The sequence below is a fragment of the Streptomyces sp. NEAU-YJ-81 genome (genome assembly GCF_017592595.1).
GTDB classification, from domain to species: Bacteria; Actinomycetota; Actinomycetes; order Streptomycetales; family Streptomycetaceae; genus Streptomyces; species Streptomyces hygroscopicus_B.
In genome coordinates, this window is record NZ_JAGFNO010000005.1 from 450,170 (window position 1) to 464,815 (window position 14,646).

At 72.6% G+C, this 14,646-nt stretch carries 7 protein-coding genes and 1 pseudogene; 7 read left to right on the forward strand and 1 reads right to left on the reverse strand.

All coding sequences use genetic code 11. The features are described 5' to 3' along the window. The first annotated feature begins 29 nt into the window (after positions 1 to 29). From J5X86_RS15655 to J5X86_RS15685, 7 genes and pseudogenes are all read left to right on the forward strand, one after another. Complete coding sequence (locus J5X86_RS15655; RefSeq protein ID WP_208517403.1) at positions 30 to 1,316, forward strand: enolase C-terminal domain-like protein; 1,287 nt, start codon at positions 30 to 32, stop codon at positions 1,314 to 1,316. Between the two features lie 61 nt (positions 1,317 to 1,377). Next, positions 1,378 to 1,698: a hypothetical protein gene (locus tag J5X86_RS15660; RefSeq protein ID WP_243980389.1), complete on the forward strand. Its 321-nt coding sequence runs from the start codon at positions 1,378 to 1,380 to the stop codon at positions 1,696 to 1,698. Positions 1,699 to 1,821: 123 nt separating this feature from the next. Then, entirely contained in the window at positions 1,822 to 4,287 is a 2,466-nt protein-coding gene (locus tag J5X86_RS15665) for a PQQ-dependent sugar dehydrogenase (protein ID WP_208517404.1), read from the forward strand. 326 nt (positions 4,288 to 4,613) lie between these two features. Beyond that, complete coding sequence (locus J5X86_RS15670) at positions 4,614 to 7,724, forward strand: glycoside hydrolase family 38 C-terminal domain-containing protein (protein ID WP_208517405.1); 3,111 nt, start codon at positions 4,614 to 4,616, stop codon at positions 7,722 to 7,724. Next, positions 7,721 to 9,964 carry an ROK family protein gene (locus tag J5X86_RS15675; protein ID WP_208517406.1) on the forward strand — a complete coding sequence of 748 codons (2,244 nt, stop codon included), beginning with the start codon at positions 7,721 to 7,723 and terminating at the stop codon, positions 9,962 to 9,964. The genes J5X86_RS15670 and J5X86_RS15675 overlap by 4 nt, the downstream gene beginning before the upstream one ends. A gap of 190 nt (positions 9,965 to 10,154) precedes the next feature. After that, positions 10,155 to 10,943: pseudogene (locus tag J5X86_RS15680) on the forward strand (ThuA domain-containing protein); the annotation flags it as partial. 237 nt (positions 10,944 to 11,180) lie between these two features. Then, positions 11,181 to 13,568 (forward strand): glycoside hydrolase N-terminal domain-containing protein, encoded by a 2,388-nt coding sequence (locus tag J5X86_RS15685; RefSeq protein WP_243980520.1) that lies wholly within the window; start codon positions 11,181 to 11,183, stop codon positions 13,566 to 13,568. An 8-nt stretch (positions 13,569 to 13,576) separates the two neighbouring features. Here J5X86_RS15685 and J5X86_RS15690 read toward each other — a convergent pair whose 3' ends face one another. Beyond that, positions 13,577 to 14,629: a 2-aminoethylphosphonate ABC transporter substrate-binding protein gene (locus tag J5X86_RS15690; RefSeq protein ID WP_208517409.1), complete on the reverse strand. Its 1,053-nt coding sequence runs from the start codon at positions 14,627 to 14,629 to the stop codon at positions 13,577 to 13,579. Positions 14,630 to 14,646 lie beyond the last annotated feature (17 nt).

Below are 14,646 nucleotides of genomic sequence, written 5' to 3' on the forward strand. Positions count from 1 at the left end.
TTGCCATTCGGCTACCGGAATGGGAGCGCATGTCCGCACCCCATGAGCCGCACCTCCCGCCGGCCCAGGCCCCCTGGGTGGAGGAGCGCGGCGACAAGCTCCGCATCACCGCCGTACGCACGTTCCTGACGGCCCCGCAGGGCTGCCCGTACCTCATCGTGCGGATCGAGACCAACGACCCCGGGCTGTACGGCCTCGGATGTGCCAGCGACCCTCAGCGCACCCTGGCCGTCCGCAGCGTGATCGACGACTACCTCGCGCCGCTGCTGCGCGGCCGCGACCCCGGCGACATCGAGGACCTGCACCGCCTGGCCCTCAACAGCGCCTACTGGCGCGGTGGTTCGATCACCGGCAACGCCCTCGGTGGCGTCGACGTCGCCCTGTGGGACCTGAAGGCCAAGCGGCTCGGCGCCCCGCTGTACGCCCTCCTCGGCGGCCGCTTCCGGCACCGCGCCGCCGCCTACACCCACGTGGACGGCCGGGACGCCGAAGAACTCGCCGACAAGGTCGCCGCCGCGCGCGAACGGGGCTTCGGGCACGTCCGCGTCCAGACCGCCGTTCCCGGTTCCGACACCTACGGAGCCGCCCCGTCCGGCGCCGAGGAGGCCCGGGCCCGACACGACCGCTCCGGTCGCTGGGACAGCGCCGCCTATCTGCGCGCGGTGCCCCCGGTGCTGCGCCGCACCCGCGAACTGGTCGGCGACGGCGTCGAGTTGCTGCACGACGCGCATGAGCGCCTCGACCCGCGCCAGGCCGGGGAGTTCCTGCGCCGGGTGGCCGACGCCGGGCTGTACTTCGTCGAGGACGTGCTCGCCCCGGAGGACGCCGCGCACTTCGCGCGGCTGCGCGCCGCGTCCCCGGTGCCCCTCGCGATGGGCGAGCTGTTCAGCGATCTCACCCAGTTCCTGCCGCTGCTGGCCGGACCGGTGATCGACTTCGCGCGGATCCGGATCCCCACGCTCGGCGGCCTCACTCCGGCCCGTAAGCTCGCCGCCGCATGTGAGCTGCACGGCGTCCGGCTCGCCCCGCACGGGCCGGGCGACGTCAGCCCGCTCGCGCAGGCGGCCACCGTCGCTCTCGACATCTCCAGCCCCGCCTTCGGCGTCCAGGAGGCGGCGACCTTCCGCGAGGCGGTTCTGGAGGTCTTCCCCGGGACGATCGTGCCGCGCCTGGGGGCGATGGAGCCCCGGGAGGCCCCGGGGCTCGGAGTCGACTTCGACGAGAGCGTCGCGCGCCGCTATCCCGCCCCCGAGCCCCTGGCCCACGACCGCTGGGCCCTGCTGCGGACCACCGACGGGAGCGTGCAGAGGCCGTGAGACCGAACGCGACGAGCGCCACCCCAGTCGGGGCGCGGGGGCTGACCGAGAGAGGACCGCTGTGGGCGAGCCGCTGAGGACAGGGCTGGTCGGCGAGGAGGCCGACGCCATCATGGGCGCGGCACAGCGGGCCGGGCCGCGGGTCGGCCGCGCGCCGGACACGGTGCTCGGCCCGGGTACCCGGACCGCGCGCAAGGCCGTGGACGCGCACGGCAGCGAGGGCTCGCTGTCGGTACCGGATCCCGACACCTTCGACGGTTCCGTGGAGCCCTGGCGCGGTGGCGCCCGGGAGCGGACCTCGCTCCCGGTCGGTACCACATGTTCCCGTCCCGAGCCCGTGGCCTTCGTGGGCGAGCTGTCCGCGTCGGCGGGCCACGGCTAGGGCGGTGTCGAGTACGGGCACAAGGGTCCCCTCCACCCTGCCCAAGGCCCGTACCGCGGCGCGACGGCGCGCGCCTGTGCTCAGCACTTCCGCGAGTATCCCCACTGCATACGGAGGACCTTCGTGCACAGGAAACGCCTCGGACTGCGCAGATCCCTCGCGCTGTTCGCCGGAACACTGCTCACCGGCGCCACCCTGACGCTCACCGCCCCGGCGGCGGACGCCAAGCCCGACCCCGACCGGACGGCCGCCGCCGCTGCCCCCGTGTTCCAGCAGGTCACCCTGGCCAAGGGGGTGGCCGAGACGGGTGAGCCGATGTCGCTGGCCGTGTTGCCCGACCGCTCGGTGCTGCACACTTCGCGCGACGGCACCCTGCGGCTCACTGACGCCGCCGGCACCACCAAGGTCGCCGGCACCCTGCCGGTGTACAGCCACGACGAGGAGGGGCTGCAGGGCGTCGGGGTCGACCCGGGCTTCAGCGCCAACCGCTTCATCTACCTCTACTACGCGGCGCCGCTGAACACCCCGGGCGGTGATGCCCCGGAGAACGGCACGGCCGCGGACTTCACGAAGTTCGACGGCGTCAACCGGCTCTCCCGGTTCGTGCTCAAGACCGACGGCACCCTGGACCGGGCCAGCGAGAAGACCGTGCTGGAGGTCAAGACCTCCCGTGGCATGTGCTGCCACGTCGGCGGCGACATCGACTTCGACGCACAGGGCAATCTGTATCTGTCGACCGGCGACGACTCCAACCCCTTCGCCTCCGACGGCTACACGCCCATCGACGAGCGGGCGAGCCGCAATCCGGCCTTCGACGCCCAGCGCAGCGCGGGGAACACCAACGACCTGCGCGGCAAGATCCTGCGCATCAAGGTCAAGGCGGACGGCTCGTACGACATCCCGGCGGGCAACCTCTTCGCCCCCGGCACCGCCAAGACCCGCCCCGAGATCTACGCGATGGGATTCCGCAACCCGTTCCGGATGAGTGTCGACAAGGCCACCGGCGTGGTCTACGTGGGCGACTACGGGCCCGACGCGGGCAACGCCAGCTCCACCCGCGGTCCGCAGGGCATGGTGGAGTTCGCCCGGGTCACCAAGGCCGGCAACTTCGGCTGGCCCTACTGCGTCGGCAAGAACCAGCCGTACATCGACTACGACTTCGCCACCGGCACCTCCGGCTCCGCCTTCAACTGCGCCGCGCCGAAGAACACCTCCCCGAACAACACCGGCCTCACCGACCTGCCCCCGGCCCAGGCCGCCTGGATTCCCTACGACGGCGGGTCGGTGCCCGAGTTCGGCTCCGGCTCGGAATCCCCGATGGCCGGACCGGTCTACCGCTACGACGCCAACCTGAACTCGCCGGTGAAGTTTCCGCAGGAGTACGACGGCGACTTCTTCGCGGGGGAGTTCGGCCGCAAGTGGATCAAGCGAATCGACCAGGGCGCGGACGGCACGGTCAGCTCCATCAACGCCTTCCCCTGGACCGGCACCCAGGTGATGGACATGGCCTTCGGCCCGGATGGCGCGCTGTACGTCCTGGACTACGGCACCGGATGGGGCGCGGGTGACGCCAACTCGGCGCTGTACCGCATCGAGAACGTCGTCGGAGGCCGGGCACCGGTCGCCCAGGCGGCGGGCGACAAGACTTCGGGGCAGGCGCCGCTGCGGGTCGGCTTCTCCTCGTCCGGCACCAGCGATCCCGACGGTGACGCCATCAGCTATAGCTGGGACTTCGGCGACGGCGGGAAGTCCACCGAGGCCAACCCGGCGCACACCTACACCGCCAACGGCACCTACACCGCCACCCTGACCGCCCGGGACCCCGGCGGCCTGACCGGCACGGCGAGCGTCCACATCACGGTCGGCAACACCGCGCCGACGGTCACCCTGGAACTGCCCGGGGACGGCCAGCTGTTCACCTTCGGCGACAAGGTGCCCTTCCGCATCAAGGTCAGCGACCCGGAAGACGGCACCATCGACTGCGCCAAGGTGAAGATCACCCACCTGCTCGGGCACGACAGCCACGCCCACCCCATCACCTCGGCCACCGGCTGTGAGGGCACCCTGCAGACGCTGGCGGACGGAGAACACGACGAGAACGCCAATATCTTCGGGGTCTTCGACGCCGAATACACCGACAAGGGAGCGGGCGGCCAGCCCGCGCTGACCACCCACACCCAGCATGTCGCTCAGCCGAAGCACCGCCAGGCCGAGCACTACACCGCGTTCCAGGGCATCGAGCAGGCGAGCCACTCCACCGCGCACGGTGGCAAGACCGTCGGCTTCACCGACAACGGCGACTGGATCTCCTTCAAGCCGTACCTCCTGAACAACGCCACCAAGCTGACGGCCCGCATCTCCTCCGGCGGACCCGGCGGCACCATCGAGGTCCGCGCGGGCAGCCCCACCGGGACGCTGCTGGGAACCGCGACCGTGCCCGCCACCGGCGGCTGGGAGAACTTCCAGGACGTGAGCGCCACGCTCGGCGGCGCCCCCTCGGGGACGACGACGCTCTGCCTCGTCTTCAAGGGCGTCACCGGCCAGGGCAACCTCTTCGACCTGGACGACTTCACCTTCACCACCGGCTGAGCCGGGACCGAGCCGGGCCGCGCCGGACAACCCGAGGGGAAACCGCCGGACGGCCCACGCGGCGGGGAGGAGAACGCCGACTCCTCCCCGCCGCATTTCTGCGTCCGGTGTCAATTCTCTTATCTGACACAGTCGGTGGGAGGCCGCTTATTTTCCTCCTGACAGGGTGTCGGATCGCTTCTTTTGCCCAGTAAATTCGCAGGTCAGAGGAGCAGCTCAGGGCAACGGGACGGTAATTGGGCCGAAGCGTTGACGTGATAACACACATGGTTTTACATAAGCGTCACGCGCACTTTCCCGGGGGCAGGCAGGAGGAAGGGCCGACCATGCACGACGACCGCCACGCCGTGGAAGAGCGCATCGCGAAGTTCATCGCCGAGCGCCTGCGCCCGGCGCTGTACGGCGACCGCGTCCCGCTGGAGGTCGCCGCCTGGCACCTCCCGGGGGAGCCGGTACCGGTGGCCGACGCGCTGCGCGCCGAGTACCGGCCGTTCGTCATCGGTGGCAGCTGGGGCGGCCCGTGGTCGACCACCTGGTTCCGCGTCACCGCCACGGTCCCCGAACGGTGGGCGGGCCGCCGGGTGGAGGCCCTGTTCGACCTCGGCTTCGATCTCTCCCGCGGCCCCGGAGGCCAGGCCGAGGGCCTGGTCCACGACGCCGACGGCACCCCGCTGCAGGGCCTGCACCCCCACAACCGCTCGGTGCCGCTGACCCCCCGCGCCGTCGGCGGCGAGAGTGTGTGCCTGCTCGTCGAGGCCGCCGCCAATCCGCCCATAGTCGGCAGCGCGGGCATCGGCACCCACTACGGCCACCGGCTCACCGCGGGCGAGGAGGACCTGTACCAGTTGCGCCGCGCCGACCTCGTGGTCCGCGAGGAGGACGTCTGGCAGCTTCTCCACGACATGGAGGTGCTGGACGAGCTGATGCGCGAACTGCCCCTCGGACTGCCGCGCCGCCACGAGATCCTGCGCGCGCTCCAGCGGGCCGTGGACAGCGTGCCCCCGCGCCGCGTCGCCGCGGGCGCCGCGGCGGCCCGGGCGATCCTGCGCCCGGTCCTGGACCGGCGCGCCCACGACACCGCGCACACCATCGCCGCGGTGGGACACGCCCATATCGACTCCGCCTGGCTGTGGCCGCTGCGCGAGACCGTGCGCAAGTGCGCCCGGACGTTCTCCACCATGGCCGCGCTGGCCGAGGAGTACCCGGAGCTGGTCTTCGCCTGCTCCTCCGCCCAGAGTTACGCGTGGATGCGCGACCACCAGCCGTACGTCTTCGAGCGGATCAAGAAGGCGGTGGCCGACGGCAACTGGGCGCCGGTCGGCGGCATGTGGGTCGAGGCCGACGGCAACCTGCCCGGCGGCGAGGCCCTGGCGCGTCAGCTCGTCCACGGCCGCCGCTTCTTCTCCGAGGAACTCGGCGTGGAGACCGACGGCGTCTGGCTGCCCGACTCCTTCGGCTACACCGCCGCCTACCCGCAGTTGGCCGCGCTCGCGGGCGCCCGCTGGTTCCTCACCCAGAAGCTGTCCTGGAACGAGACCAACAAGCTGCCCCACCACACCTTCTGGTGGGAGGGGATCGACGGCACCCGGATCTTCACCCACTTCCCGCCCGTGGACACCTGCGACGCCACCCTGTCCGGCGCCGAGCTGGCCCACGCCGTCGCCACGTACGCCGAGAAGGGCGCGGGCACCCGCTCCCTGGCCCCCTTCGGCTTCGGCGACGGCGGGGGCGGGCCCACCCGCGAGATGCTGGAGAAGGCCCGGCGCCTGGCCGACCTCGAAGGCTCGCCACGGGTCAGGGTCCAGTCGCCGTCGGACTTCTTCCGCGAGGCCCGCGAGGAGTACCCCGACGCGCCCGTGTGGCGCGGCGAGCTGTATCTGGAGACCCACCGCGGCACCTACACCAGCCAGGCCCGCACCAAGCGCGGCAACCGGCGCAGCGAGGCCCTGCTGCGCGAGGCCGAGCTGTGGGCGGCGACCGCCGCCGTCCGCACCGGCCAGCCCTATCCGTACGAGACGCTCGACGCGCTGTGGAAGCAGGTGCTGCTCCACCAGTTCCACGACATCCTCCCCGGCACCGCCATCTCCTGGGTCCACCAGCAGGCCGAGCAGACCTACCGCGCCATCCACCGCGGCCTGGAGCGCATCGTGGCCCGCGCCGCGGGCACCCCGGACACCACGGAACCACTCGCCGTCCTCAACGCCGCCCCCCACGCCCGGTGCGAGGTGGTCCGCCTGGATGCGCCGCCCACCGCCGGCGGCCCGGTGCAGAAGCTGTCCGACGGCCGGTACGCCGTGCTCGCCCAGGCCCCCGCGCTCGGCGCCGCCGTCCTCGGCACCGGCACCGCCGACCAGGCGCCGGTCACCGCCCGTCCCGCCGACGGGGGCGGATACGTCCTGGACAACGGCGCGCTGACGGTCCATATCGACAGCGACGGGCTGGTCCGCTCCGTGTACGACCACGACCGCGGCAGGGAGGCCATCGCGCCCGGTGGCGCCGGGAACCTGCTGCAGCTCCACCCCGACGATCCGGTGCGCTGGAGCGCCTGGAACCTGGACGCCCAGTACCGCAACGTCCACCGCGACCTGGACACCGCGACCGCCGTCCGGCTCGACGACGAGGGTCCGCTGCTGGCCTGTGTGCGGGTGGAGCGCACCACCGGGCGGTCCGTCGTCGTACAGCGCCTCGGCCTGGCCGCGGGCAGCCGGATCCTGGAGGTCGACACGGACATCGACTGGCGGGAGGAGGACACCGTCCTCAAGGCCGCCTGGCCGCTGGACGTGCACGCCGAACGCGTCGCGTCCGAGATCCAGTTCGGCCATGTCGAGCGGCCCACCCACGAGAACACGAGCTGGGACGTCGCCCGCTTCGAGGCGTGGGCGCACCGCTGGGTCCACATCGGCGAACACGGCTGGGGCGCGGCCCTGCTCACCGACTCCACCTACGGGCACGACGTCGCCCGCCTCACCCGCGAGGACGGCGGAACGACCACCACCCTCCGGCTCACCCTGCTGCGCGGCTCCCACAGCCCCGACCCCCATGCCGACCGGGGCCGGCACCGTTTCCGCTACGCGCTGTACCCCGGCGCCGAGATCGGCGACGCCGTGGCCGGGGGATACGCGTTCAGCCTCCCGCTGCGCGCCGCCGCGCCCCGGCTCACCGGACCGCCGTTGGTCGCGGTGGGCGATCCGGGCGTCGTGGTGGAGGCGCTCAAGCTCGCCGACGACCGCTCCGGCGACGTCGTGGTCCGGCTCTACGAGTCGCGAGGCGGCCGGGTCCGCACCACCCTGGCGGCCGGATTCGCCGTCGACCGCGTCCAGGTCACCGACCTGATGGAGAATCCAACGGCCGAGCTGACCCACACCCAGGGCGTGTTGGACCTGAACTTGCGCCCGTTCCAGATCCTGACCCTCCGGCTGGCGCGCGGGGCGTCGTGAACCCGCCGTACCAGGACGCCCCGGGGCTGCCCGAGGAGGACCGCAGGCTGCTGCGGCACTGGGTGGCGGAGGGAGGTTCGCGTGCCGTTCGCGCCGCCGTCGTCCTGCTCGCCGCCCAGGGGCTGCGCAACGCCGAGATCGCCCGGCGGCTCGATGTCTCCCGGCAGACGGTGGGCAACTGGCGGCAGCGTTTCGACGCCTCCGGCGTGGCGGGCCTGCGGGAGCGTCCACGGCCCGGGCGGCCCAGCATCATCGACGAGGCCGAGGTCATCACCCGTACGGTGCTGGCGCCCGACGGCGGCGGCGCCTCCCGCGCGGTCGCCCGCGAACTCGGCTACAGCCACGCGGCCGTCGCCGCGATCCGCCAGCGCTGGCGGGTCACGCCCGGCAACGCCACCGTCCCCGCCGTGCCCACCCGCCCCCCGCTCCCGCAGGCCGAGGTGTGGGTGCTCGGCCTGTATCTGGACACCCACCGGGCGCTGCTGCTCGTCGGCACCCGCCCGGCCGCCCACGAACGGCGCCACGGCGGCTCGCCGGGCGCCTCTCCCGGGGCCGATGTCATCGCCGCCGTCGACGCGGCGGTGGAGGCCGCGCTGAAGGTCCCGCCCTCCCCGGTGCCGGGGGAGCGGCGTGGCCAGGACCGGCCGGCCGGATACCTGGCCGAGGCCCGGCGCCGCCACCCCGGCGCCTCCCTGCACGCCATCACCCTGTGGGACACCGGGGAGGGCGGGCCGTCGTCCCAGCGGTGGGCCAGGGGCGGGGTGGTCCACCACGCCCTTCCGGTGCGCACCACTTGGCGCACCTTTCTGCGGGCCATGGTCGGCCTGGACTGCACCCGGCACCCGGAGTCCTCGCACCGCGTCTACCTCGACCTGGCCGCCGCCCTCACGCGCTACGCGGACCGGCCCGGCAGCGCCCGCGAGCGGCAGCCCGTGCGCTGGCTCCGGGAACCCATCGCCACCCACTTCGCCGGGGCCTCCCGGGCCGGTGGCGAGCAGCGCCGGGAGTCCTGGGGCGGCGCGAACCAGATCGACCTCGGCTCCTTCAACGAGTGCGTGGTCATCGAGGCGGTACGGCTGGCCGGGACCATTACCCGCGGCGAGATCTCGCACCGCACCGGCCTCACCCAGCAGTCGGTCTCCCGGATCTCCCGCTCGCTGCTGCACCGCGGCATCCTGGTCGAGGACGACCGGCGGCAGGCCACCTCCGGCAAGCCGCGCACCCCGGTGCGGCTGCGCGGTGACGCCGGGCACGCGCTGGGCATCCATGTCGACCCAGATGTGCTGACGGCGGTCGTGGTCGACCTCGACGGCGCCATCGTGCGCAGCCGTACGGAACCCGTCGCGCAGACCGCCAGCCCGGACCAGCTCGTCGACCACATCGCCCGGCTGGGCCGCGGGGTCCTGTCCGCCGCCGGTGGCGCGGTGCGGCCCGGGGGATTCCTCGGCATCGGCGTGGCCACCCCCGGCCCCGTCGACGTGGCCTCCGGCACCGTCCTCGACCCGCCGCTGCTGTCGGTGTGGCGGGATGTGCCGCTGCTGTACATGCTCAAGGACCGCTTCCCGTGCCCCATCGTCATGGAGAAGGACTCCTCGGCCGCGGCCATCGGCGAGCGGTGGATCGGGCGCGACCGGCGCGCCCGCGACTTCGTGTACCTGTACCTGGGCACCGGGGTCGGCGCCGGGCTGTTCCTGGGCGGCGACATCCACCGCGGAGTCAGCGCCAACGCGGGGGAGTTCGGCCAGCTGTGCGCCGTCGCCCTGGAACGGGTCGACGCGGACGGCAGACCGGAGATCCTGCCCGAGTGCAATCCGCCGGTGTCCATCCCCGAGACGGCCGCCCGGCTCGGCATGGTCCTCGGCCCGCGCGCCGCGCACGACCCGCGCGAGGCCCACCGGGTGGTGAGCGCGGCGGCCGGGGCCGGCGACCCGGTCGCCGAGAAGGCCGTGCGCCAGGTCGCCGGGGCGATCGGCAGAGGCGCCCTGTCCCTGGTGGACCTGCTGGACATCGACCTGGTCGTGCTCGGCGGGCCGTTCTTCACCGACGGGGTCGCCGACCTCTACACGGCCGAGATCTCCCGTATCGTCAACGACTTCCCGACCGCCAGACGGCTGCGCCGGGTCGATGTCGAGCGGTCCGTGCTCAGCCGCGAGGCCGCCGCCGTCGGCGCCGCGTCGACCATCTTCCACGCCACGTTCACACCACGGCTGGCGGGCCGTCCCGCGCCCACGAGGCGGTGACCGGATGGCCGGCCAGAGCTTTTTGTCAACGGGCTTTGCAAAGTGGGGCCGACTCGGTACGGTCCCCTTACGCCCACGGAGGCAGCCCCTCCCCTCACCGAGGCTCGCAGCCGTGCGGCGCCCTAGGCGCGACGGCGCGCGCCTGTGCCCAACCCCCTTTGAGAATCACACTTCTCCCCGGAGGTTCCCCGTGCACAGGAAACGTCCCGATCTGCCCGCCCCCACCCGGCGCCGCTCCGTGATCAAGGCCGCGGCCGGTGCCGTACTGCTCACCGGCGCGGCGACCGCGCCCGCCTCTGCCACGTCCGCCCGCAGGCGGCCGAGGGCGGGCCGGGTGCTGGTGTTCTCCAAGACGGCGGGCTTCCGCCACGACTCCATCCCCGACGGCATCGCCGCCATCAAGGACCTCGGCGCACAGGGCGGCTTCGCCGTCGACGCCACCGAGGACGCCGCCGCCTTCACTCCCGGCAACCTCGCCCGCTACGCCGCGGTGGTCTTCCTGTCCACCACCGGCGACGTCCTCGACACGGGCGGGCAGACGGCCTTCGAGGGCTACGTCGCGGCGGGCGGCGGCTACGCGGGGGTGCACGCCGCCGCCGACACCGAATACGACTGGCCGTTCTACGGCGGGCTGTGCGGTGCGTGGTTCCAGTCCCACCCGGCGATCCAGCAGGCCACGGTGAAGGTCGAGGACCACGCCCACCCGGCGACGGGCCACCTCGGGGACACCTGGGTGCGCACCGACGAGTGGTACAACTACCGCACCAATCCCCGCGATACGGCCACCGTGCACGTGCTCGCCGCGCTGGACGAGTCCTCGTACACCGGCGGCACCATGAACGGGGACCACCCCATCAGCTGGTACCAGAAGTACAAGGGCGGCCGGGCCTTCTACACCGGCCTCGGCCACACCAAGGAGTCCTACACCGAGCCCGCCTTCCGGCAGCACCTCCTCGGTGGCATCACGTACGCCATGGGCGTGGCCACAACCGGTCACGGCCGCTGACCCGGCACCCGGGCCGCGGGGCAGCGGCCCGCCGGGACGGCCGGACGGATCCCGGACCGAGGCAGGTCCCGGATCGAGGCAGGTCCCGGACCGAGGCAGATCCCGGATCGAGGCAGGTCCCGGACCGAGGCAGGTCCCGGATCGAGGCAGACCCCCCACTCACCCTTTCCTGGAGTCGCAGTGACCCCTGATGTGCCGCGCCGACACTTCATGGCCCTCGCCGCCACGACCACCACGGGCCTCGCGGCCGCCGGCCTGCCCGCCGGGACGGCCCACGCCGCGGAGGCCGCCGGGCGCGAGAAGGCGGACCGGCCGCTGGCGCTGTGGTACCGCGAGCCCGCCGCCGACTGGCTGAGCGCCCTGCCGCTGGGCAACGGGCGGCTCGGCGCGATGGTGTTCGGGGCCACGGAGACCGAGCGGCTGCAGCTCAACGCGGACACCCTCTGGGCGGGCGGGCCGCACAGCTACGACAACCACAAGGGCCTGGCCGCCCTGCCCCGCATCCGGCAGCTCGTCTTCGACGGAAAGTGGCCCGAGGCCGAGACGCTGATCAACTCCGATTTCCTCGGGGTGCCCGGCGGCCAGGCGCAGTACCAGACCGTCGGCAGTCTCCTGCTGAGCCTGCCGACGGCCGGTACGGTGACCGGCTACCGGCGGGAGCTGGACCTGGATTCGGCGGTGGCCACCACCACGTACACCCGCGACGGTGTGACCTTCACCCGTGAGGCGTTCGCCAGCGCTCCCGACCGCGTCATCGTCGTCCGGTTGTCCGCGTCGAGACAAGGCGCGCTGTCCTTCGGCGCCACGTTCGAAAGCCCGCTGCGCACCTCCCTGTCCTCGCCCGACCCGCTCACCGCCGCGCTCGACGGTACGGGGGACGCCACGGGCGGGGTGGGCGGCGCGGTGGGGTTCCGCGCGCTGGTGCGGGTGTTCGCCGAGGGCGGCACCACCACCAGCGCGGGCGGGACCGTCACCGTCCGGGGAGCCGACGCGGCGACCGTCCTGGTCGCCATCGGCACCACCTATGTGAACTGGGAGAACGCGAACGGTGACGCGGCGGGCCAGGCGGCCGGAGACCTCAACCCGGCGGCGAACCGCCCTTACGGCCAACTGCGCAGCCGCCATGTCGACGATCACCGCGCGCTGTTCCACCGTACCTCGCTGGACGTGGGCAGCAGCGACGCGGCGGCCCTGCCCACCGACGAGCGCGTCTCCCGCTTCGCCTCCGGCGGCGATCCGCAACTGGTCGAGCTGCACTTCCAGTACGGCCGCTATCTGCTCATCGCCGCATCCCGCCCCGGCACCCAGCCGGCCACCCTCCAGGGCATCTGGAACGACCTCACGAGCCCGCCCTGGGGCTCGAAGTACACCATCAACATCAATACCGAGATGAACTACTGGCCGGCCGCCCCCGCCAACCTCCTGGAGTGCTGGGAACCGGTCTTCGCCCTGCTCGACGAGCTGGCCGTGGCCGGGCGGTCGACGGCGCGCACCCAGTACGGCGCGGACGGCTGGGTCACCCACCACAACACCGACGCCTGGCGCGGCACGGCCCCCGTCGACGGCGCCTTCTGGGGCATGTGGCCCATGGGCGGCGCCTGGATGTCCATGGCCATCTGGGAGCACTACCGGTACACGCGCGACACGGGGAAACTGCGGGCGCGCTACCCCGTCCTCAAGGGCGCGGCCCAGTTCTTCCTCGACGTGCTGGTGACCGACCCGGCCACGGGCGCGCTGGTCACCTGCCCCTCCGTCTCCCCGGAGAACGCCCACCACAGCGGAGGCGGCGGCTCGCTGTGCGCCGGGCCCACGATGGACACGCAGTTGCTGCGCGACCTGTTCGGCGCCGTGGCCTCGGCCGCCGATACCCTCGGCACCGACGCCGCCTTCCGGGACCAGGTGCTCGCCGCGCGCGGACGGCTCGCCCCCATGAAGGTCGGCGCGCAGGGCCAGCTCCAGGAGTGGCAGCAGGACTGGGACGCGAGCGCCCCCGAACAGGAGCACCGCCATGTCTCCCATCTGTACGGGCTGCATCCGAGCAACCAGATCAGCCGGACCCGCACCCCGGACCTCTTCACCGCGGCGCGCACCACCTTGGTGCGGCGCGGTGACGCGGGCACAGGGTGGTCGCTCGCCTGGAAGGTCAACTTCTGGGCGCGGCTTCAGGAGGGCGACCGTTCGTACAAACTGCTCGCCGATCTGCTCACTCCCGAGCGCACCGCCCCCAACCTCTTCGACCTGCACCCGCCGTTCCAGATCGACGGCAACTTCGGCGCCTGCGCCGGAGTGACCGAGTGGCTGCTGCAGAGCCAGCACGACGAGCTGCATCTGCTGCCCGCCCTCCCGTCGCAACTGCCGGACGGGAGCGTGCGGGGCCTGCTGGCGCGGGGCGGTTTCGAGGTGGACATCAGCTGGCGGGGCGGCGCGCTGGACGAGGCGCGGCTGACGGCCCGGGCGGGCGGGCCGGCGCGGCTGCGCACGGCGAAGGACGTGCGGGTGACCTCCGGGAACGCGCCCGTCCCCACGACCCGGCCGGAGCCGGGTGTCACGGCCTTCACCGCGAACGCGGGCGCTGTGTACGTGGTGCTTCCCGCCTGAGCCGGGGCTCAGCTGTCGGTGGCCGACTTCCAGGCGTCGATGTAGGACGGGAGGTTCTTCTGGATGTCGTTCCAGTCGGGCTGGAAGACCTCCACGCCGTCCATCAGCTTGCTGAGCGCGGTGGCGTTGGCGTCGGTGGCCTCGATGTCCTTACGGGCCGTGAAGCCGCCACCGACCTCGCTGACCTGGTTCTGGGCCGTGCGGCTCAGCATGTAGTCCAGGAGCTTCTTGCCGTTCGCGGTGTGCGGGGCCTTGGTGACCAGGCCGGCCGCGTACAGCAGGGCGAAGGTGGTGGGCTTGCCATTCTGGCGGGCCGGGAACCAGATGCCGAGGTTCGGCATGGACTTCGACTGGGCGTAGTTCATCTGGACATCGCCGTTGGCGACGAGCAGTTCGCCCTTGTCGACCTTGGGCGCCAGCTTGCCGGTGGACGCGGCCGGGCCGACGTTGTTCTTCTGGAGCCTGGCCAGGTACTCCATGGCGGGCTTCTCGCCGCCGAAGTCGTGCATCGCCTTGATGAGGACGGCGGTGCCGTCCCCGGCGACGCCCGGGGTGGAGTACTGGAGCTTGTTCTGGTAGCTCCCGTCGAGGAGGTCCTCCCAGGTGGCGGGGGCCCGCTTCACCTTCTTGGTGTTGTGGACGAAGCCGAAGTAGTTGTTGACCACGGCCGTCCAGGTGCCGTTCGCGGCCTTGTCGGCGCCGCCGACCTGATCGGCGCCCTTCGGGGTGTACTTCCGCAGCAGGCCCTTGGCGTCGGCCTGCTGGATGAACGGCGGGAGGGTGACGAGGACGTCGGCCTGCGGATTGACCTTCTCGCGGGCGGCGCGCTGCACCATCTCCCCGGAGCCGCCCTCGACGTACGCGACCTTGATGCCGGTCTCCTTCTGGAAGTCCTTGAAGATCCGGTCGTACCAGCCGTCGCCCTTCTCGCCCTTGAGGCCGTCGGCGCTGTAGACGGTGACGACCTTCTCGTCGGAGGCGGCGGTGTTGCCGCCGCAGGCGGTCAGCGGAAGGGCGAGGACGCAGAGGGCGGCGAGCGGCCTGCGGATGTTCGTGGGCATGGCGAGATGAACTCCTT